Here is an 18,432-nt window from a genome sequence, read left to right on the forward strand (position 1 = left end):
CGTCGGGCTGTCGATGCGCGCCGGTGTCGCGGGGGACGGCCTGCACGTGCGGGAAAACGTCGGTCGTGACGGTGGCCAGGTAGCGATCGTGCTCAGTCACCGCGGGGCACCACAGTGTCGAGGAAGTCGGCGACGGTGCGCGCACTGGCATGGATGTCGAAGTCACGCGCGCGATCCCGGCCCGCTTCGGCGAGGCGGGCGCGGTGGGCGGGATCGTGCAGGAGGGTGTCCAGCGCGGCGGCCAGCGCGGCGACATCGCCGCCGGGTACGAGTAAGCCGTCGACCCCGCTGTGGATGATCTCGGCGGGACCACCCGGTGTCGCGGCGATCACCGCGCAACCGGCGGCCATGCCTTCGACGACAACCTGCCCGAACGGTTCGGGCAGCACCGAGCAGTGCACGAGAATGTCCGCGGCGGTGAGATACTCGGCGGGATCGTCGACATGGCCGGTGAATTCGGCGGCCACACCCAATTCGGCCGCGAGCTTCTCGAGCTGCGCGCGATAGGGCTCCTCGCCGAAGAAGGTGCCGCCGACCAGAACGACGCGGGCAGGCCGCACCCGCAGCGCGGCGATCGCGCGCAGGAAGACGTCCTGGCCTTTCCACGGGCTGAGCCTGCCGACTACGACGACCACGGCGTCGGCGGCCGGGCGGGTGCGCGGATCGGCTTGTGCCGCAGGCAGTTCGACGCCAGGGTAGGCGATCGCGGTCGGGAGGCCGGTCGGCAGGGTGGCGGCGGTCGCGCGGCTGTTGGCCAGCTGGCCGCGGCACAGGAGCCGGGCCAGTGTGCGGATCGCCAGGGCGGGAATCTTGCCGAAGTAGTCGGGGGAGACGCGGTCGTGGACCTGCCACACCAGCGGAACCCGCGCGCGGCGGGCGGCCACGGCGCCGAGGACCAGCGCCTTGGTGCTCTCGGCGACGACAACATCGGCGCGGGTCTGGTTCACGACCGCGCCGACGGCCCAGCCCAACCGCAGCAGGGCGATGAAACCGGTGATCAGTCCGAGCAGTCCGGTGCCGATACGCATGGCCCGTGAGTCGAATCGTCCTGTGACAACCCGTGTTTCGATGTCGCGTGCCCGCATTCGGGCCACCATCGGGCCGTCCTCGGTGTAGAGCATGGTGACCTGGTAGCGGCCGGTGGCGCGCAACGCGTCCAGCATTCGGAGGGTGGCGAGTTCGGCGCCGGACGGTGCCGCGGTATGCGCGAGAAAGACTGCTCGGGTCATCGCAGGTCCCGGTACAGGGCTGCGTGCCGGGCCGCCGCGACCTCCCAGGTGAAGGTCTGCGCGTGCGCGCGGCAGGCGGCCGGGTCGGGAACGGTGCCGTCGAGGGCGGTGACGAGCCGAGCGGCGAGCGCGTCGGGTTCGCCCGCGGGGACGACGAGGGTGGGATCGAGACCGCGCACCGCATCCGGCAACCCGCCGCAGTCGGTGACGATCGGTGCCCGGCCCGCCGCCAGGGACTCCAGGGCGATCAGGCCGAAACCTTCCAGCGCGACCGTCGGCACCACCGACACGGTGGCCTCGGCGTAGAGCCGGGTGAGCTGGTCGTCGCTGACCCGGCCGGTGAACTCGACAGTGTCGGCGAGCCCGGCCGCCTCGGCGCGCAGATCCGCTGCGGCGGTGCCGGTGCCGACGACGACAAGTCGCGCGTCGGGATGCGCGGCCAGCACCCGCGGCCACGCCCGCAACAGCACGTCGATGCCCATGCGCCGCTCGAGCCTGCGCACACACAGCACGGTCCGGGTCGCGGTGGTGGTGTCGAGCGGCGCGGCGCGGAATCGGTCCAGGTCGACGCCGGGCGGAATGATCGAGATCCGGTCGGCGGGCACGTGGTAATCGCGTTCGAGCACATCACGGAAGTGGCCCGACAGCACGATGAATCGGTCGGCGCCGCGGTAGCGCAGTCGCTCGAACAGGTACTTCGCGCGCACCGCACGGGCGGATTCGCCCGCCATCGCGCTCTCCTGCGCCCACGGACCATGGAAGTGGACGACCAGCGGCAGCTTCGTCGTCGCGGTCCGGGCGAGGGGTCCGTACAGGCAGAAGTGCCGGTCCACAACGGTACCGGGGGCGAGTTCCGCGCGCGCGAGCAGCGCTGTGCGGGTGCGGTGCAGTGTCGAACCGCCTGTCGGCCCCCATGATTGCGCGCCCGCGTCGTCGGCGGAACCGAACGCGGCCGCGGTCACCGCGACGTCGGGTTGCCGCGCCAGTGCTCGATACAGATCGGTGAAATACCGGTTGAGTCCGCCCGGTGTGGCACCGAACCATTCCGATCCGGTCATGTGCACACGAGCCATTGCGGTCGCAGTCGTCAACCTCCGCACCCTTCATCATGTGTCCCGCGAAGTGCGTCCCGACCGGCGAATTCGCTATCAACCCACAGTCTAGGGGAGCAACCGGATTCGGGCTTACCGGACGGCAGGCAGTAACGGGCTGAGGTAGATTCGGGACAAGGGGAGGCGGGGGTGCAACAGGGCATTCCCCGGTGACAGGGAGTGCGACGATGGTTTCCGCGTTGACGGTGTGTGTACCTGCCTACGACGCCGAGCGGACGCTCGCGGTGACGCTGGAATCGGTGCTCGCCGAGGACGCCGAGTTCGAACTGCTCGTTCTCGACAATGCCAGCGCCGACCGCACGGGCGAGATCGCCCGGTCCACCGGCGACCCCCGGGTGCGCGTGCTGCGCAACGAATCGGTGTTGCCGATCGGGGCCAACTGGGACCGGGTGATCCGGGCCGCGTCCGGTGACCTGGTGAAAGTGGTGTGTGCCGACGACATTCTGCGCCCCGGCGCGCTGACCGAACAGTGGGCGCTGATGGCCGACCCCTCGGTCGCGATCTGCGCGGGACGTTTCGACGTGATCGACGAGCAGGGCGGTCTGCTCGAGACCGACCTCGGTCTGCCCGGTCTGCTCGGCCGCCGCACGCCACGGGAACTGGCCAAGGTCATCGTGCGACGCGGACCGGCCGAATTCGGGCCGACAGCCGCGGCGATGTTCCGCCTGGCCGACTACCAGCGCGTCGGCGGCCTGCGCCCCGACCTGGTGTTCCCGATGGACGTCGACCTCTTCGCCCGCGTCGCCACCGGCGGTCACTTCGTCGGCATGGACCGCATCGTCGCCGCCTGGCGTAATTCCTCGTTCAACCTGTGCAGCCGCACCACCACCAGGTCCAAGCTCACCGACATGTATCGCTTCCATCACAGACTCGTCGCCGACCACCCCGAATTGGTTACGCGTGCCGATGTCCTCACCGGTGACCTGCGCCTGGTCGGGCAGATCATGGAGCGGGTGCGGGTGCGGACACTGGGCGCGGTCGGCGCGGTGCGACCCGGCGGTTGACGTCGGCGAACGCCCCGGCGACACCACGCCCGCCGGGGCGACTCGGCTCAGATCGAGAAGGTCTTGCCGTAGGTGACGACGGTGTCGCCGGACGAGCTGACGATCTTCACGAACGGGCGGACATTGGTCTGGCCGAGAACACCGGTGACGGTGCCATGGAAGCCCGAAAGGCGCAGGACGCCTTCGGTTCCGGCGATGTCACCACCGGCGACCTCGACCTCCTGGATGCCCGGCCCGAAGCCGACTGTCAGTTCGATGCCCGCCGTCGGGATCAGCCCGTCGAACGTCGCGCTGGGATCGCTGCCGATCTCGATACCGAGGCTCGGCGTCGACCACTCGAACCTGAGCTTGCCGTCGAGGGTCGCGGGGTAGCCGACCTGGTAGCCGATGATGATGTGGCCCGACCAGGCCTCGGCGTCCGGACCGGAGATCCGGTAGGAGGCGGCGCCGCTGTGGAACCACTCGCGGGTGAGCGGATTGCCGTCCAGCGGGGCGACGAAGTCGATCCTGGTGTCGGACTGGATGGCTTCGACGGTGCGGTCCTTGCCGTCGAGAACGGTACTGCTGGCGTCGATTCCGGCGCCTGCGGCGCCTGCCCCCATGGTGAGACCGACGGCGACGGCCGAGACCATCGCTGCGAAACGCAGCGCGCGCGATGCGAGCACGGTGATTCCCCTCATATGATTTCTTCCCCTGCGAACTCGCCCGTCGAACGATGCGTTCGGCGCCGCTGTCCCCCTAGGATCCGGGCACCGGCCATCGCGACACTGCGGTGGGCCGGCGGCGACCGCTTTCGACCGCGGTCAGCGGCTCGATCATGGTGCGGCGCTGGGCATTCCGAGTATTCCACGCCGGCTGATCATGCGCTGATCGACATAAAGTCTTCTATGCCACAATCCGCGCACGCGACTATGGCTTGCGTGGGCCCGCTGGGTCGTCGATCATCCAGCGGCCGTCGAGTTCGGGCAGTCCGGCGCTGACCTCGGCGAGCAGATCGGGCAGCGTCAGCAGTACGACATCGGGGTCGGCGGCGACCAGATCGGCGGGGGAGATGATGGGCACGTCGGTGCCCGGCATCCGGCAGCCCTGCTTTCCGGGTGAGGCGTCGGCGACACCGGCGAGCAGGCCGCGGTGTGCGCCCGCCATGCTCAGCAGCGCTACCGCTCGGGATGCGGCACCGTAGGCGTAGACCCGATGCCCTTGTGCCGCACCAGTTTCCATCCAGGCGTGCAGCGTGCGGATGTGGTGGTCGACTGTCTCCTGGAGCGCGTCGACGGCGCTCAGCGAAGGGGCCTCGCGGGCGAACAGCCTTTCCACTGAGATGTCGGAAGCGTGGTCGCCGTGGCGAACAGCGAGGAGCACGGTGCCGCCGTAGAGCTCGAACTCCCACGCGGTGACCACGCTCATCCCCGCGCCCCGCAGCAGTGTGCGCAGGGCCCGCAGCGAGTAATACGCGAAGTGCCCGTGCCGCAGGGCATTCCACTGTCCCTGCGCGACGATGGTGGCCAGCGAGTGGTACTGCACCAGCAGCACCCCATCAGGAGCCGTCGCGGCGGCGCGGACCGCGAACGCCACCCGCTGATCGGGTTCATGCATGATGCCGAAGCAGTCGAGTACTACATCGGCTGGTCCGCTGGCACTTTCGGCGAAACCGTGCTCGGCGAGCAGGGGAAGCCAGGTGCCGCCGTGGGGGCTCCCGAACTCGGTGACCGTGGATCCGCGCAGCAGTCCGGCGGAACGCACCAGACCCACCGCCTCGGCGGCCTGGTCGCGCAGGGCCCGCGGTTCGATGCCGTGGGGTTCGGCCGTGACGGTGTCGTCGTCGGCGAGCTGGGCGAGCCCGCACGTCGTGCACTGGTCCATGCGCAGCGGATGGCCGGATTCGGTGTCGGTGACCGGAGCGTCACGTGGCGGAAAGTGGTCCGCCGCCGGGACCGACCCCAGGTCGAGTACGGGAACGAGTGCGGACTTCGCGCAGCCGCGGCATCGGCGGGTCATGGGAGGATGTCCTCGTGCGTATCGAGCGGACCGAACTGGCCGACGTGGTGGTACTCGTTCCCGAACCGTTCCGGGACGAGCGTGGATTGTTCACCCGCACCTTCGACGCGGGCGAGTTCGACGCCCACCTCGGGGTGCCGGGCGCGGCGGCCGCCTTCGTGCAGGACTCGCAGTCGCGGTCGGTGCGCGGGGTGATCCGTGGCATGCACGGCCGCGGTGGGCGTGGTGAGGCCAAGCTGGTGCGGTGCGCACACGGTGCGGTGCACGACGTGCTGGTCGACATCCGCCCGGAGTCGCCGACGTTCGGTGCGCGCCAGGCGTTTCGGCTCGACGACGAGCAGTTCCACCACCTGTACGTGCCGCCCGGTTTCCTGCACGGATTCCAGGCGCTGACCGAGATCGCCGACGTCTGCTACCGCATCGACCGCCCACACGATCCGGCCGAAGACCTCGGGGTCGCCTATGACGACCCCGAGCTCGCCATCGACTGGCCGCTGCCCGTCGGCCCGGTCTCCGCGCGGGACGCGGGAGCCGGGAGCTGGGCCGCGTTGCTGGCTAGGCTGACGCCGACGCACTGATCCGGCGCAGTTGCGCGTCGAGCGCCCCGGAATCGCACAGCCCCTGCAGGTGTGGCAACCGGGTGAAGCGACGGAAGAACGCGTCCGAGGTGAGTCCGCGCGCGGTGTACTCGGTGCACAGCTCGGCCGCACCAGCGGGCACCGTCCACTGTGCCTCGAAGCCGAGAACTTCACGCGCGGAAGAGAAGTCGACCCGGTACGATCGTGGGTCGGCGCCGCTCTCGCCGGTGATCAGCAGCGTCGAACCCGGCACGGCCTCGACCACGGAGGCGGCGATCTCGGCGACGGTCAGGTTGTTGATCTCGGTGCCGATATTGAACGCCCGGCACGAGACGTCGGCGGCGGGCGCGGTGAGACAGGTGGCGAACGCGGTCGCGATGTCCTGCGCGTGCACCAGTGGCCGCCACGGGGTGCCGTCGGAGAGCACCTTCACCTCGCCGGTGAGTACCGCGTAACCGACCAGATTGTTGAGCACGATATCGGCTCGCAGACGCGGCGAGAACCCGAAAGCTGTGGCATTGCGCAGGAATACCGGGACGAAATCATCGTCGGCGAGGGCGGCCACGTCGTCTTCGACCCGTACCTTGCTCTCGGCGTACGGGGTGATCGGGCGCAGCGGAGCGTCCTCGGTGACGAGGTCGGCGCCCGCGGCACCGTAGACCGAGCAGGTCGACGCGTAGAGGAACCGGGAGACCCCGGCCTCCTTGGCGAGCCGGGCCAGGCGCACCGACGCGTGATGGTTGATGTCGTAGGTGATCTCCGGCGCCAGCGCGCCGAGGGGGTCGTTCGACAACGCGGCCAGATGGATCACCGCGTCGAAACCGCGCAGCTGCTCGACGGTGACCGCACGCAGGTCCACCGTCAAACCCGCGGGATCGCCGGCGAATTCGCCCAGCACGCAGTCGGCGAAGTAGCCGATGTCGAGCCCGGTGACCTGATGGCCGGCCGCCCGCAGCACCGGCACCATCACGGTGCCGAGATAGCCCTGGTGCCCGGTGACCAGTACCCGCATGTTCACGTCTGTTCCCATCTGATGATCGCTTTGTCGAGCACGAACGCCTCGGCGTACGGCGCGTGGCACTGCACACCACGCATCCTGGCGAGCCCGAGGAAGGCCTGTTCGTCGAACCAGTCGCGGCCCGTCTGCGATGGATAGTGCTTGTGGAGTAGCTGCGATTTCTGTTGCGCGAGTGTATGACTCAGCGGGTGGTAGAGCGTCGGAGCCGGGGTGTCGGTCTCCCATTTGAGGATCTCGTAACCCAGGGTCAGGTGGTCGCGGAACTCGGTCGGTACCAATTCGGCGAGCAGCCGGTGGTCCTGGTGGGCGTCGCCTCGATGCGGCGCGAACACCACCTCGGGTTCACCGCCGCGACGAAACTCCGCGAGCGCGTCTTTGATCCGATCCCAGTGCGCGGGTGCGCGGCCGTCGGGCACATCGAGGACCCGCAGGTCGGGTTCGGTGCCCGAGCAGAAGGCGGTCAGCGCCGCGCGTTCCTCGTCCTCGCGTGCGGTGCCGCCGCCGGACAGCACGAGCGCCCGAACCTCGACATCGGGGTCGGCACCGGTGAGTGCGAGAAGTGTCGCGCCCATGCCGATCGCGATATCGTCGCAATGCGCCCCGAGCACCGCGATGCGGCGCGGCGGCTGGGTGAACAACCCGATCACGGTTGGTCCCACACCATCCACGGCCGGGTGCCGTTGCGGTAGGCGTCGTCGAGTTCGGCGCGCTCCTTGAAGGTGTCGGCCGGCTTCCAGAAACCCAGGTGCTGGTAGCCGAAGAGCCTGCCCTGCCCGGCGAGCGTGCCGCACGCGTCGGCCACCAGATCGCCACCGGGCGGCAGCAGATCGAAGATCTCCTGGCTGAGCACGAAGTAGCCACCGTTCTCCCACAGCGGCATCTGCGCCACCGGCACGATGTCCTTCACCTCGCCCGTCGGTGAGATGTCCACGCAGTGGAACGAGGACTGCGGCGGCACCACCATCATCGACGCGGCCGCACCCGAGGCGTGGAAGCGTTCGATCATGGTGTCCAGCGGCGCGTCGGTGAGCACGTCGGCGTAGTTGGCCAGGAAGTACTCGTCGCCGTCGAGGTGGGAGCGCACGCGGCGCAGCCGCTCCCCGATCGCGGATTCGACACCGGTGTCGACGAAGGTGATCGACCAGTCGCTGATGTCGCTGCCAAGCAGCTCCATCTGACCGTTGCGGATCACGAAGTCGTTGGACGCCGATTCCTGGTAGGTGAGGAAGAAGTTCTTGATGTGCTCGGCACCGTAACCGAGACACAGTACGAACTCCTTGTGGCCGTAGTGCGCGTAATAGCGCATCACGTGCCACAGCAGCGGGCGCGGGCCGACCAACTGCATCGGCTTGGGGACGACGTCGCCGGATCCGCCGCGCATGCGCATGCCGTATCCGCCGCAGAACAGCACGACCTTCATCGGTTCGTTCACCTTCATTCGGAGTGTGCGCCGGCCGCGACCGGTTCGCCTGCCGGGGTACCGCGATGCAGCACCGGCAGCGGATAGATCAGTTCGCCACCCCACTCGCCGACATGGCGGAGTTGGGCGGTGATCTCGGTTTCGAGATTCCACGGCAGGACCAGCACCACATCGGGCTTGTCGGCGTCGATGCGTTCCGGCGGATGGATCGGGATCCGGGTGCCGGGCGTGTAGCGGCCGTGCTTGTACGGGTTGCGGTCCACGGTGTACTCGAGCAGGTCGGGCCGGATTCCGCAGTAGTTGAGCAGGGTGTTGCCCTTACCCGGCGCGCCGTAGCCCACCACCCGCTTGCCCGCCGCGCGGCAGTCGAGCAGGAAGCGCAGCAGCTCCTGGCGAACCGATTCGGCGCGGGCACCGAGTGCGGTGTAACCGGCCGGTTCGTGCAGGCCCGCCGCGCGTTCGAGGTCGAGGACCTCGGCGACGCGCGCGGTCGGCTCGGCGACGGCGTCGGGGCGTGCCCACAACCGGATCGAGCCGCCGTGGGTATCGAGCAGTTCCACATCGACGACGGTCAGGCCGGCGATCGCCAGCGCGCGCCGCGCGGAATGGACGGTGTAGTACTGGAAATGCTCGTGATAGATCGTGTCGAACTGGCCGAGCTCGACCAGGTTCAGCGCGTGGTGCACCTCGATGCTGAGCCAGCCGTCGTCGCTGAGCAGGGTGCGCAGCGCGTGGGTGAACCCGCGCAGGTCCGGAATGTGGGCGTAGACGTTGTTGGCGACGACGAGGTCGGCCGGCCCGTGCTCGGCGCGGACACGTGCGGCCGAATCCGGTTCGAGGAACGCTGTTTCCGTCGGCACACCGATCTCGCGCGCCGCGCGACCGACATTGACCGACGGCTCGATGCCGAGGCAGCGGATACCGCGGGCGACCGCGTGCCGCAGCAGGTAGCCGTCGTTGCTGGCCACCTCCACGACGAACGAATCGGAACCGAGGTCGAGCCGCTCGGCGGCCGCGCTCACGAACTCTTCGGCGTGGCGGACCCAGCTGTCGGAGAACGAGGAGAAGTAGGCGTATTCGGTGAAGGTGTCCTCGGGCGTGATCAGCGCCGGGATCTGCAACAGCAGACAGTCCTCACACAGCCGCAGGTGCAGTGGATATGTCGATTCGGGCAGGTCGAGTTCGGTCGCGGACAGGAAGCTCTCGCACGGAGGGGTGGCGCCGAGGTCGAGCACGCTCGTGAGCCGTCCGGAATCGCAGAGTCGACATTGCACGGGGAACCCCCACCTTCTTGCACGTTCACCAAAGCTGTCACGGCTGCTGCCGGTCATGCCGGAAGTCGGATCGGGGAGCGCAGACGTTACAGCGGTGGGCGGGACGCCGGCGCCCCGAAAGGCCGGGGGCAGAAACAGTTTCATGGTATGTTTCGGAGTTCGACCAGGTCGATCCGGCACCGGCAAACCGCTGGCGAGGGCGACCGTTCCTCGCGCTCTTGTGACGCCATTCACTGGTGAAAGTGACTGTCCTGCGTACATACCGGAAAGGCGATAACAGCTCGGTGATAGCTGTTCGATTGCCCTGTGATGTGGCTAACTTCTGGAATCCGTTGTGGCGCTGAATCTTCGGCGGGGAGTCCGCCTGGGGGTCTGTAACAATCAGCGGGCGGGTATCGAATCGACGGGCAGTAGGACGGCCGCATCGGCCGCGTTCCGGTCGATGGGGATCGGGAAACGATTCGTCTCCCGAAGGGGAGGGTGTGGGTTCATGAGCTACGAGCTCACCGGTAGTGGCGACGTCGATGTTGTCAACGGTGTTCAGGCGTTACGCCGGACGCAGCGCGAGAGCTGGCAGAGCGCGCTGGTCCAGCGGCTGGTCGTGACCGATGTGATCGCGGTGTTCGGCGCGGTCGTGGCGGCCCAGGCCATCCGTTTCGGCGGCCCCGCCGCGCCGCCGCTGGCCTGGCCGCTGCCCTACGAGGTCGGTTACTCCGTGGTGTCGCTGGCCTTGGCCGCGGGCTGGCTGGCGTTACTGCACGGGTACGGTAGCCGGACGCCGCAGGTGGTCGGGACCGGCAGCGAGGAGTTCCGCAGGCTGGTGTCGGCGACCTTGCGCCTGTTCGGGGTGCTCGCGATCCTCGCGCTGCTGTTCCGGGTGGAGGTCGCGCGTGGCTATCTCGCCATCGCCTTGCCCGCCGGGCTGTTCGCGTTGCTCGCGGGGCGGCTGGCGTGGCGGTGGCGGTTGCGCCGGTGGCGCGCGCAGGGGCGGTGCCATACCGCGATGCTGGTCGTCGGGTCACCGGAGGCCGCGCAGGCGATGGCGTCGGCGTTCACCGGCGATCCCGGGTCCGGCTATCGGGTTGTCGGGGTGTGCGTGCCCGCGGGATCGGTGGGCGCGCAGTTCGATACGACCGACGGACCTTCGGTGCTCGGTGACGATCGTTCGGTGCTGGAGGCGGTGCGCCGCAGCGGGGCCGATGCGGTGGCCGTGGCGGCGACCGATCATCTCGGGCCCGCCGAATTGCGGCGGATGGCATGGGCCTTGGATCCACTCGGTGTCGATTTGATCGTGGCGCCCGGCGTGGTCGACATCGCGGGGGCGCGGTTGACCAACCGGATCGTCGCCGGGATGCCGATGTTGCACATCGATCCACCGCAGTACGGACGAGCGAAGTCGAGCGGTAAAGCGTTGTTCGACTTGTGTTTTGCCGCGACCGTGTTGGTGCTCATCGCGCCGATGCTGGCCGCGATCGCGGTCGCTGTGAAGCTGACGAGCGCGGGGCCGGTGTTCTATTCGTCGGAGCGGATCGGGCGCGACGGCATTCCGTTCCGGATGATCAAGTTCCGCAGCATGCTCGTCGATGCCGACAGCGCGGTGGAGGCGCTGATCGAGCGGCACGGTGGAAATCCGTTGTTCTTCAAGGTCAAAGACGATCCGCGAGTGACCGCCGTCGGCCGGTTCCTGCGCAAGTACAGCCTCGACGAGCTGCCCCAGTTCTTCAACGTGCTGCGTGGCGACATGAGCGTCGTCGGGCCGCGGCCACAGGTTCAGCGTGAAGTGGACAGCTACGACGGGGAAATGCGCAGGCGGCTGCTGGTGAAGCCGGGCGTCACCGGGTTGTGGCAGGTGAGCGGGCGCTCGGATCTGTCGCCGGAGGACTCGGTACGGCTGGACCTGTCCTATGTCGAGAACTGGTCGATGGTGCTGGATCTGGCGTTGATCGCGCGCACCATCGGCGCGGTCACCCGCGGCGACGGCGCATACTGAAACCGGGGTGGCGAGGAGAGCTCACCACCCCGGACCGGGTGCCGGTCAGCGCAGGTCGCGGCGACGGAAAGCGATGAGCCCCAGCAGGATTCCCACGCCCGCGACGGCGAGCAGGTAGGCGACCGGCGCGATCTCGAACGCCGCACCCGGCAGCTTCGGCGGGTGGATGAACGGGACCAGATCGAGGACCCACTGCGGGAAGCTGCCGAGCGAGCCGAGCAGGAAGATCACGATCATCGCGCTCAGCGCCGCCCACGCCAGCGACGCGTATTTGGGGAGCGCACCGAACAGCAGCATCGCGATCGCGGTGACCACCCAGACCGCGGGAAGCTGTACCGCCACCGCGCCCAACGACTCCCCGATCTTGCCGGGGACATCGCCATCGGTTGCGCCCCAGACGATTCCGATCGCGAGCCCGGACGCCAGCAGCGCCACAGCGGGCCCACCGATCGCGAACAGCAGGTGGCTCGACGCGAACCGCACCCGCCCCACCGCGGCCGCCAGGACCGTCTCGGCGCGGCCCGAGTTCTCCTCCTCGTGCAGCCGCAACACCGCCGAGACGGAGTAGGCGGCGGCCGCGGCGGCCAGCATCGTGACGGCGTAGGCGATGAACGACTTCTCCAGATCCGCCGACCCGCCCAGCGAGGTGACCACGTCCTGCAGGGTGCCGCCGTCGTCGAGCATGCCGCCGATGCTGTTCACCGCACCGCCGATGAGCAACCCGTACAGGGCAAAGCCCGTTGTCCAGGCGAGCAGCGAGCCCCGCTGCAATCGCCAGGCCAGACCCACCGGGTCCGACAGCGCGGCGCCCGCGACGGCCGGTCCGGGACGGTCGGCCAGCAGGCCCGCACCGACATCTCGGGTCCGCAGCAATCGATACGCGAGCAGAGTCGCGCCTGCGCCGAGGGCGGCCAGGGGAACGAGGACCCACCAGCGCTCGTCGGCGAACGGGCGGATCTGCAGGCACCACCCGAGCGGCGAGAACCAGGACAGCACACCGTTTCCCGCGTCGCCGACCGCGCGCACCGCGAATGCCGCGCCCAGCGCGCCGAGGGCGATGCCGCGGGCGAGCCGGGCGCCGGTGCTCACCTGCGCGGCGACCGCGGCGACCGCACCCCACACGATGCCGGATCCGGCGAGCGCCGCACCGAAGGCAACTGAACCTCCGACGGGCAGATCTGTGGCCATCAGCGAAGCGGCGCAGGCGATTCCGGCCAGCACCGACGCGCCGTAGGTGAGCAGGAGCGCTCCGGTGAGACCGGCGAACCGGCCGATGCTGGTGGCGCTGACCAGTTCCGCGCGGCCGGTCTCCTCCTCGACCCTGGTGTGCCGGATCACCGTGAGGACGGCCGCGATCGCGATCATCGCGTACATCGCTCCGGCCTTCCAGGTGCCGATGGATCCCAGCGCCGAGCTGAAAACCGGCCCGTACATGGCGATCAGCGCCGGGCTCGCCGCCGTGGTCGTCGCGAAGTGGTCGAGCTGTTCCTGGGTGGCGTAGATGTCTTTGATCGAGACGATCTGCAGTGCGGGCATCAGCCCGATCAGCAACGACCACAGTGGGGCGACCACCCGGTCGCGACGCAGGTACAGGCGCAGCATCTGGCCGGTGCCGGCGAATTCGCCCGCGGTGCGCGATGTTCCGGTGAAATGGGGGAGAGCGACTGTCGTGGTCATGCCCGCACCTTCTCCGCGGCCTCGGTGTCTACGTGGTAGTGGCGAAGGAACAGATCCTCCAGCGTCGGTGGGGCGCTGGTCAGGCTACGGACGCCCGCGTCGCCGAGTACCCGGATCAGGGCGCCGAGGTTCTCGGCGTCGACCTGGCAGCGCAGGGTCGAACCGTCGCGTTCGACATCGCCGACGCCGGGCATCGTGCTCAGATCGCCCGGGTCACCGATCAGATCGGCAGTGATGGCGGTGCGGCTCAGGTGGCGCAGATCGTTCAGTGAACCGGACTCGACGGTGCGGCCGGCGCGAATGATCGTCACGCGGTCGCACAGGTGCTCGACCTCGGACAGAATGTGGCTCGACAGCAGTACCGTCGCACCGCGGGCGGCGGCGTCGTGCACGCAGTCCTGGAAGACCTGCTCCATCAGCGGGTCGAGACCCGAGGTCGGCTCGTCGAGGATCAGCAGGTCCGCGTTCGCCGAAAAGGCCGACACCAGCGCGACTTTCTGCCGGTTGCCCTTGGAATAGGTGCGTGCCTTCTTGGTGGGGTCGAGTTCGAATCGTTCGATCAACGCGTCGCGCCGCGTGGCATCCAATCCACCGCGCATGCGGGCGAGCAGATCGATCGTCTCGCCACCCGACAGCGACGGCCACAGCGTGACATCGCCGGGGACATAAGCGATCCGGCGATGCAGGTCGACCGCATCGGTCCACGGATCGCGGCCGAAGACCGCGGCGTCGCCACCGGTCGCGCGCAGCACGCCGAGCAGGACTCGGATGGTGGTGGACTTGCCTGCGCCGTTGGGACCGAGAAAGCCGTGGATCTCGCCGGCACTGACGTGTAGGTCGAGTCCGTCGAGTGCGGTGAAGCGGCCGAACGTTTTGCGCAGGCCCGCGACATCGATGACCCGATCAGCGGTGGGGGTGGGCATCGTCTACTCCTCGAAAAGGGTGTCGAGCATGGTGGAATCGGTGAGTAATCCTTGGGTGTAGAGCTCGAGCGCCGGAAAGGTGATCTCGTCGGACAGCTCACGAATCGCCTTGCGGTAGTCGAGTTTTCCTTCGCGTTGCATGCGCATCTGGAGGTAGAGGTTCATCGCGCCGACGTGGCAGAGCACGATGTAGCGGGCGCGTGCGGCGTGGTCGCGACTCGGCTTGACCTTGCCCTCGTCGACGCCGGTCTGCATGTACTGCACCGCGTCGGTGATCATGTGCTCGAGCAACGACTCCGACAGCGGGCCGCCGGCCTGGAAGCTGCGCAGCATGTAGGCCACCAGGGGTGCGTACATCTCGATCTCGGCCATCGCGTTCAAGATCCCCGCCGGACCCGGCGCCTGGAGCGCGCGCAGCTTCTCGTCGCGGATGATCTCGAGCACACGCTCGTCGCAGACCGCGCGCAGGCCGTCCTTGGAGCCGAAGTGATGGTTCACCAGCCCGGGCGATACCCCGGCCGCGGCGGCGATCGCCCGGACGCCGACGCCGAAGCCCTGCTCACCGAACAATTCGATGGCGGCATCGCGAATCCTGGCGGCGGTGTTGAGGTCGGCTGAACGCATGTTCAATATGTTAAACGCGCGTTCAATACGTTGGCAAGACTTTCGCCCGAACCGAGTTTCGAGCCGGGGTGAGACTTCGTGCGCGGGCTAGTGTCGATGCCATGGCTACCGGCACATCGACGACGGCAGAACATCTCCGCGCAGCGCTGGACGGACCGTGGCGCACGGTCAGGGAACAGGCGCGAACACAGCTCGCCGGCGAGGAATTCACCGACGATCCCGAACTCGACATCCACGCGGCCAGGGCTCGCGTGCTCGACCAGATGCGCGTGATCGCGACGATGGGATACCCCGAGCGTGGCTTCCGGCCCGAGAACGGCGGCACCGGCGACCCCGGCGGCGCGGTCGTCGGGCTGGAGATGCTGGCCTATACCGACCTGTCGCTATGGGTGAAGTCCGGTGTGCAGTGGGGACTCTTCGGCGGCGCGGTCGAGAACCTGGGCACCGAACGCCACCGCGACTTCATCAAGCGCCTGATCTCGCTGGATCTGCTCGGCTGTTTCGCGATGACCGAGTCGGGGCACGGCAGCGATGTCGCCGATCTGGAGACCACGGCGACCTACGAGCCGGCCACCCAGGAATTCGTCATCAACACCCCGACCCCGTCGGCGCGCAAGGATTACATCGGTGGCGCCGCGATCCACGCGCGGATCGCCGCCGTGTTCGCCCAGTTGATCGTCGGCGGTGAGAGCCAGGGCGTGCACTGTCTGTTGGTGCCGATCCGCGACGAACTCGGCGCGGACCTGCCCGGCGTGACCACCTACGACGACGGCCTCAAAGGCGGGCTGCCCGGTGTCGACAACGGCCGGATCGTCTTCGACCACGTGCGGATCCCCCGCGAGAACCTGCTCAATCGCTACGCCGACGTCTCCCCGGACGGCACGTACAGCTCGGAGATCGAGAACCCGAGCCGCCGCTTCTTCACGACCCTCGGGACGCTGGTGCGTGGCCGGGTCAGTGTCGGCGGAGCGGCCGCCGCGGGCGCCCGCGTGGCGCTGAGTATCGCCGTGCGGTACGCGCTGGCGCGCCGCCAGTTCGCCGACCCCGACACCGGCGAAGAGACCCTGCTGCTGGACTACCGCAGCCATCAGCGCAGGCTGCTGCCCCTGGTGGCGAAGTCGTTCGCGCTGGCCTTCGCCCAGAACGACCTCGTGCGCCGGATGGATCTGATCCAGAGCGGGCGCGACACCGAACCGAGTTCACAGCGGGCGCTGGAGAAGCGGGCCGCCGGTCTGAAGGTCGCCCAGACCCGCCATGCCACGCGGGCGATCCAGGAATGCCGCGAAGCCTGTGGCGGCGCGGGCTATCTCACCGAGAACCGCCTGGTGACGCTGAAGGCCGACACCGACGTGTTCACCACCTTCGAAGGCGACAATGTCGTCCTGACCCAGCTCGTGGCCAAGGAACTGCTCACCGCCTACTCCGACGAGGTTCGCGACCTCGACGCGCTCGGCTGGGTGCGATTCGCCGCCACCATGGCCGGTGACGTGGTGCGCAAACGCTCCGGTGTGCGGCAGCTGATCCAGACCCTGCGCGACCGCAACGACGAGACCGTCGACGAGGGCGACCTGTCCAAACGCGACGTGCAGCTACAGCTGTTCGCCGACCGCGAGGACTACCTGCTGCGCACCGCCGCGCACCGGCTGCGCGCCCGCGCCGCCGACACCGGCCCGTTCGAGGCGTTCAACAACGCCCAGGACCACATCCTGGCCGCCGGCGCCGCGCACATCGACCGGCTCGTCCTCGAGGAATTCGTCGACGGTATCGCCACCATCGAGGACCCGGACGCGAAGGCGCTCGCTGAAACCGTCTGCGACCTCTATGTTTACGCCGCGCTGGAGGAGAACCTGGCCTGGTTCATCATGCACCGGTTCATGTCGGTGGAGCGGGCCAAGGCGGTGCGGCGCGGGGTGAACGAACTCGTCGACCGGTTGCGTCCCGACGCGCTGACCCTGGTGGAGGCGATGGGTGTGCCCGAGACGATGCTGCGCGCCGAAATGCTGCACGACGCCAGCGTTTTCGACCGTCGCCAGGCGTAGCTCCGCATTACGCGCCGCTACGGGCACGTAGGGCATCGGAGAGCCAGCACAGGGCGATCGACATCGATGCGGCCGCCGCTGCCCCACCGAGCACATCGGTGGGGTGGTGGTAGCCCAATTCGGCCATGCCGGGAGTGATCGCGATCAGGGCGAGCACGGTGAGCGTCGCGACCACGATCCGTGTCCGGAGCTGGGCCACCAAACACGCGAAAGTTGTTGCGACAGCGACCATATGGACGGTGTGGCCGCTGGGGTAGGCAAGATGGTCGTCCAGCTGCCGATCCCACAGCGGTTTCAGCAACCAGGTGTTGACCGACAACGCGATCTCGGGAACCACGAGCATGGTCACGGCCTGCCACCACTGGTGACGCAGGGCGAACCACGCGCACGCGGCCAGCAGAAGTGCCACGACCACCGGTGCGTTGCTCGGCGCCACCAGCACGTGCGCGAGACCGGGGGAGACGGTGTCCTCCGAGACCACGGCGTCCAGTTCGCTCGCGCCGCCGTCGGTGCCGAACGTCGACGGAATCGCCGCGGTCAGCGCGGCACCGGCCCCGATCGCCGTCACCCGGGCGACGGTGGTGCCGCGAACACGCTCGATCACGGCAGCCGCCCGGCCTCGCTCAGGCCGGACCGTAGGTGAGCACCGCGGTGACCAGGAACCACAGCACCCACACGATCGCCACGATCATGCCGAGGGCCAGGGTGATCCGCAGGAACGCCCGGCCGAAATCGAGATCGCCACCGACCCGCGGATACAGCTTCCACGGGCTGTACCACGGCGCGACCATGCCACGGGAGCTCGCTTCGCGCTCGAGCTTGGCCTGTTCCTCGGCGTAGGCCTCCGCGGCCGCCTGGGTCGGTCCGCCGTGCCACAGCGTCACGTCGATCGGGCCGAGAAAACCCTCGTTGAGCAGGTCCTGCGGTGCGGGCAGATACGGCAGGATACCGAGACCGCGGAACGCGATGGCGATGTCGTTGGCCGTCCAGAGATTGTGTTCCTTCTCGGCCAGCAACTCGAAGTACATCTCGAGCCGGTGCGGGTCGTCGGTAACGATCACATCGAAACTCGGGTCGCTCCAGCCCTGGTGCACGTCGATCTGGGCGCCGGGCATCGGCACGATCAGGCCCAGACCGTGCACCGCGCGCTGGCCGAGACCACGGGCGGCGAGATAGTCCTGCAGGGCGAAGGTGTGGTCGCGCGAGCGCTCGAGCGGCGTCGACTTCTCCGCACCCGCGAACTGGGCGAGTTCACCGGAGACCATCCACGGGCCGTTGAGCGGGATCTCCAGCACGCCGTCCTGCGGTGCGGTGAACGTCTCGGCCTCGATGATCACGCAACTGGTGGGGGTCCAGACCACCGCGTCGAACTGGTGCAGCCGATCCTGATGGAACAGGCTGCAGTTGATCGTGGCGACGCCGTGCGGGCTCGCCGGGTCCTTCCAGGTGCGCAACCAGTCGATCAGTGCCGCCTCGGCATCGCTGCCTGCCGCATTCTGCACGCGCACGAGCATGAAGACCGCCCTTCGTTGGTCGTTGGCGCGGT

The 18,432-nt window shown here is 68.6% G+C and carries 17 protein-coding genes; 4 read left to right on the top strand and 13 right to left on the bottom strand.

Annotated elements, in window-relative coordinates; translation table 11 throughout:
• Window positions 1–92: 92 nt before the first annotated feature.
• Window positions 93–1,229: a glycosyltransferase family 4 protein gene (locus ACQHI0_RS09675; protein ID WP_427907591.1), complete on the bottom strand. Its 1,137-nt coding sequence runs from the start codon at window positions 1,227–1,229 to the stop codon at window positions 93–95.
• Complete coding sequence (locus tag ACQHI0_RS09680; protein ID WP_427907592.1) at window positions 1,226–2,287, bottom strand: glycosyltransferase family 4 protein; 1,062 nt, start codon at window positions 2,285–2,287, stop codon at window positions 1,226–1,228. The genes ACQHI0_RS09675 and ACQHI0_RS09680 overlap by 4 nt, the downstream gene beginning before the upstream one ends.
• A 221-nt stretch (window positions 2,288–2,508) precedes the next feature.
• Here ACQHI0_RS09680 and ACQHI0_RS09685 point away from each other — a divergent pair, with 221 nt between their 5' ends.
• Window positions 2,509–3,345, top strand: a complete 837-nt coding sequence (locus tag ACQHI0_RS09685) for a glycosyltransferase family 2 protein (RefSeq protein ID WP_427907593.1) — start codon at window positions 2,509–2,511, stop codon at window positions 3,343–3,345.
• A gap of 47 nt (window positions 3,346–3,392) precedes the next feature.
• Here the strand turns inward: ACQHI0_RS09685 and ACQHI0_RS09690 are convergent, their stop codons facing one another.
• The gene (locus ACQHI0_RS09690; protein ID WP_427907594.1) at window positions 3,393–4,025 is read right to left on the bottom strand and encodes an MspA family porin; all 633 of its coding nucleotides are present in this window, start codon (window positions 4,023–4,025) and stop codon (window positions 3,393–3,395) included.
• Window positions 4,026–4,254: 229 nt separating this feature from the next.
• The gene (locus tag ACQHI0_RS09695; RefSeq protein WP_427907595.1) at window positions 4,255–5,343 is read right to left on the bottom strand and encodes a class I SAM-dependent methyltransferase; all 1,089 of its coding nucleotides are present in this window, start codon (window positions 5,341–5,343) and stop codon (window positions 4,255–4,257) included.
• A 14-nt stretch (window positions 5,344–5,357) separates the two neighbouring features.
• Here ACQHI0_RS09695 and ACQHI0_RS09700 point away from each other — a divergent pair, with 14 nt between their 5' ends.
• Window positions 5,358–5,921, top strand: a complete 564-nt coding sequence (locus tag ACQHI0_RS09700; RefSeq protein ID WP_427907596.1) for a dTDP-4-dehydrorhamnose 3,5-epimerase family protein — start codon at window positions 5,358–5,360, stop codon at window positions 5,919–5,921.
• On the opposite strand, the gene ACQHI0_RS09705 is transcribed toward ACQHI0_RS09700, so the two are convergent.
• From ACQHI0_RS09705 to ACQHI0_RS09720, 4 genes are read right to left on the bottom strand one after another with little or no spacing between them, the layout of a single operon-like run.
• On the bottom strand, window positions 5,899–6,933 hold the full coding sequence (locus ACQHI0_RS09705; protein ID WP_427909125.1) for an NAD-dependent epimerase/dehydratase family protein: 1,035 nt from the start codon (window positions 6,931–6,933) through the stop codon (window positions 5,899–5,901). The genes ACQHI0_RS09700 and ACQHI0_RS09705 overlap by 23 nt on opposite strands.
• Window positions 6,934–6,935: 2 nt before the next feature.
• Window positions 6,936–7,586, bottom strand: coding sequence for a PIG-L deacetylase family protein (locus ACQHI0_RS09710; protein ID WP_427907597.1), 651 nt, complete (start codon window positions 7,584–7,586; stop codon window positions 6,936–6,938).
• The gene (locus ACQHI0_RS09715) at window positions 7,583–8,359 is read right to left on the bottom strand and encodes a glucose-1-phosphate cytidylyltransferase (RefSeq protein WP_427909126.1); all 777 of its coding nucleotides are present in this window, start codon (window positions 8,357–8,359) and stop codon (window positions 7,583–7,585) included. Before ACQHI0_RS09715 ends, ACQHI0_RS09710 begins: the two co-directional genes overlap by 4 nt.
• 14 nt (window positions 8,360–8,373) lie before the next feature.
• Window positions 8,374–9,633 carry a methyltransferase domain-containing protein gene (locus tag ACQHI0_RS09720; RefSeq protein ID WP_427907598.1) on the bottom strand — a complete coding sequence of 420 codons (1,260 nt, stop codon included), beginning with the start codon at window positions 9,631–9,633 and terminating at the stop codon, window positions 8,374–8,376.
• Window positions 9,634–10,123: 490 nt separating this feature from the next.
• Here ACQHI0_RS09720 and ACQHI0_RS09725 point away from each other — a divergent pair, with 490 nt between their 5' ends.
• Window positions 10,124–11,623, top strand: a complete 1,500-nt coding sequence (locus ACQHI0_RS09725) for a sugar transferase (RefSeq protein ID WP_427907599.1) — start codon at window positions 10,124–10,126, stop codon at window positions 11,621–11,623.
• A gap of 45 nt (window positions 11,624–11,668) precedes the next feature.
• Here ACQHI0_RS09725 and ACQHI0_RS09730 read toward each other — a convergent pair whose 3' ends face one another.
• Genes ACQHI0_RS09730 through ACQHI0_RS09740 form a run of 3 tightly spaced genes read right to left on the bottom strand, consistent with a single transcriptional unit; the run spans window position 11,669 to window position 14,847 of the window.
• On the bottom strand, window positions 11,669–13,300 hold the full coding sequence (locus ACQHI0_RS09730; protein ID WP_427907600.1) for an ABC transporter permease: 1,632 nt from the start codon (window positions 13,298–13,300) through the stop codon (window positions 11,669–11,671).
• Window positions 13,297–14,223 carry an ATP-binding cassette domain-containing protein gene (locus ACQHI0_RS09735; protein ID WP_427907601.1) on the bottom strand — a complete coding sequence of 309 codons (927 nt, stop codon included), beginning with the start codon at window positions 14,221–14,223 and terminating at the stop codon, window positions 13,297–13,299. Before ACQHI0_RS09735 ends, ACQHI0_RS09730 begins: the two co-directional genes overlap by 4 nt.
• A gap of 3 nt (window positions 14,224–14,226) precedes the next feature.
• Entirely contained in the window at window positions 14,227–14,847 is a 621-nt protein-coding gene (locus tag ACQHI0_RS09740; protein ID WP_427907602.1) for a TetR family transcriptional regulator, read from the bottom strand.
• 101 nt (window positions 14,848–14,948) lie between these two features.
• Between ACQHI0_RS09740 and ACQHI0_RS09745 the strand changes: the two genes are divergently transcribed.
• Entirely contained in the window at window positions 14,949–16,886 is a 1,938-nt protein-coding gene (locus ACQHI0_RS09745; protein WP_427907603.1) for an acyl-CoA dehydrogenase, read from the top strand.
• Window positions 16,887–16,893: 7 nt separating this feature from the next.
• Here the strand turns inward: ACQHI0_RS09745 and ACQHI0_RS09750 are convergent, their stop codons facing one another.
• Both ACQHI0_RS09750 and ACQHI0_RS09755 read right to left on the bottom strand, forming a co-directional pair.
• Complete coding sequence (locus ACQHI0_RS09750) at window positions 16,894–17,490, bottom strand: phosphatase PAP2 family protein (RefSeq protein ID WP_427907604.1); 597 nt, start codon at window positions 17,488–17,490, stop codon at window positions 16,894–16,896.
• A gap of 19 nt (window positions 17,491–17,509) precedes the next feature.
• Complete coding sequence (locus ACQHI0_RS09755) at window positions 17,510–18,388, bottom strand: nuclease-related domain-containing protein (RefSeq protein WP_427907605.1); 879 nt, start codon at window positions 18,386–18,388, stop codon at window positions 17,510–17,512.
• Window positions 18,389–18,432 lie beyond the last annotated feature (44 nt).

The sequence above is a fragment of the Nocardia sp. FBN12 genome (genome assembly GCF_050320175.1).
Taxonomy (GTDB): Bacteria; Actinomycetota; Actinomycetes; order Mycobacteriales; family Mycobacteriaceae; genus Nocardia.

What these genes read in the sequence shown, in the direction of transcription:
- ACQHI0_RS09695 (WP_427907595.1), bottom strand. Translation starts at nt 5,343, where the DNA reads ATGACCCGCCGATGCCGCGGCTGCGCGAAGTCCGCACTCGTTCCCGTA.
- ACQHI0_RS09745 (WP_427907603.1), top strand. Translation starts at nt 14,949, where the DNA reads ATGGCTACCGGCACATCGACGACGGCAGAACATCTCCGCGCAGCGCTG.
- ACQHI0_RS09730 (WP_427907600.1), bottom strand. Translation starts at nt 13,300, where the DNA reads ATGACCACGACAGTCGCTCTCCCCCATTTCACCGGAACATCGCGCACC.
- ACQHI0_RS09740 (WP_427907602.1), bottom strand. Translation starts at nt 14,847, where the DNA reads ATGCGTTCAGCCGACCTCAACACCGCCGCCAGGATTCGCGATGCCGCC.
- ACQHI0_RS09705 (WP_427909125.1), bottom strand. Translation starts at nt 6,933, where the DNA reads ATGCGGGTACTGGTCACCGGGCACCAGGGCTATCTCGGCACCGTGATG.
- ACQHI0_RS09715 (WP_427909126.1), bottom strand. Translation starts at nt 8,359, where the DNA reads ATGAAGGTCGTGCTGTTCTGCGGCGGATACGGCATGCGCATGCGCGGC.
- ACQHI0_RS09735 (WP_427907601.1), bottom strand. Translation starts at nt 14,223, where the DNA reads ATGCCCACCCCCACCGCTGATCGGGTCATCGATGTCGCGGGCCTGCGC.
- ACQHI0_RS09675 (WP_427907591.1), bottom strand. Translation starts at nt 1,229, where the DNA reads ATGACCCGAGCAGTCTTTCTCGCGCATACCGCGGCACCGTCCGGCGCC.
- ACQHI0_RS09680 (WP_427907592.1), bottom strand. Translation starts at nt 2,287, where the DNA reads ATGACCGGATCGGAATGGTTCGGTGCCACACCGGGCGGACTCAACCGG.
- ACQHI0_RS09690 (WP_427907594.1), bottom strand. Translation starts at nt 4,025, where the DNA reads ATGAGGGGAATCACCGTGCTCGCATCGCGCGCGCTGCGTTTCGCAGCG.
- ACQHI0_RS09685 (WP_427907593.1), top strand. Translation starts at nt 2,509, where the DNA reads ATGGTTTCCGCGTTGACGGTGTGTGTACCTGCCTACGACGCCGAGCGG.
- ACQHI0_RS09725 (WP_427907599.1), top strand. Translation starts at nt 10,124, where the DNA reads ATGAGCTACGAGCTCACCGGTAGTGGCGACGTCGATGTTGTCAACGGT.